Origin of the sequence: Dietzia sp. UBA5065, from assembly GCA_002415925.1 — a bacterium.
GTDB lineage: Bacteria > Actinomycetota > Actinomycetes > Mycobacteriales > Mycobacteriaceae > Dietzia.
Genome location: DIAZ01000098.1, coordinates 3,785 through 4,648, shown reverse-complemented (window position 1 = coordinate 4,648; position 864 = coordinate 3,785). Strand labels below are relative to the sequence as shown.

Here is an 864-nt window from a genome sequence, read left to right as displayed (position 1 = left end):
AGCACGTAGATGGCGGTGAACCACCAGCTGGAGAACACGTCGAAGAGCTGGAGCCTGTCGTAGGTCCGGCCCAGCCAGCCGTTCTCGGCGATGTAGCTGGTGACGTTGCCCTGGTTGAGGCTGCGTTGCGGCAGGAGCGCGCCCGGGATCGCGGCCACGGCCAGCAGGAACAGCAGGATCAGCGCCGTGCGCATGGCGGTGAGGGTGCGCCACGCGTTGCGGAGGAACGCGGTGACGGCGGCCAGCGGGGAGCGGGCGGCGGTTCTGGGCTCTGGCATGGGGTCCATCTGCGGGTCGCGGCGCGCCGACCTGTCGCGGCGCCGGTCTCGACCCAGGTTAGTCGGGGGAACCTGAGCGGATCCTGGCAGGGTGCGGGGGTCCCGCCGCGGCGTGGCGAGGGTCTCCGGGCGGTCTCGGTGGAACCGGACGGGGGTCCGGGCCGTCGGACACTGTGACGGCGCAGGAGAGGGGATCGGCGTGACGTACACGATCGGCCGTGTGAGGCGGTGGGACGCGGGGGGTGTGACGACGACGAGCTCGACCGTCGCCGGGCGGCGGGCCACCGCCGAGGAGGCCCGCCGGATCCTGGGCGAGGGGCGGGAGAAGCTGGCCGGGGGCTGGGAGGGCGTCGCGGCAGAGGCGGTCCTGGACGCCGCCGAGGCCGAGAGGGCGCACGTCACCAAGCTCGCCGACGGCCTCGCCGACCTCGCCGACGTCCTCGCCCGCGCCGCCGCCGCCCTGGGGCCCGCGGTGCAGTCCGTCCGCGACCGGATCGCCGGCGCCGAGTCCGCCGGGCTCGTGGTGGGCGAGGATTCCGTGGGTCCCGCCCCCGGCCGCGAGGACGTCACGCAGGACACCGTGGAC

2 protein-coding genes are annotated in these 864 nt (G+C 74.9%); one reads left to right on the top strand and one right to left on the bottom strand.

The genetic code is table 11. The annotated features are described in order from the left end of the window. Window positions 1-278, bottom strand: a 278-nt coding sequence (locus tag B4M60_RS07485) for a cytochrome c biogenesis protein ResB (protein ID WP_291081850.1), incomplete at its 3' end; no start/stop codon positions are given. Window positions 279-477: 199 nt separating this feature from the next. Here B4M60_RS07485 and B4M60_RS07480 point away from each other — a divergent pair. Then, window positions 478-864 (top strand): WXG100 family type VII secretion target (locus B4M60_RS07480; protein ID WP_291081848.1); only part of this gene is annotated, 387 nt, incomplete at its 3' end.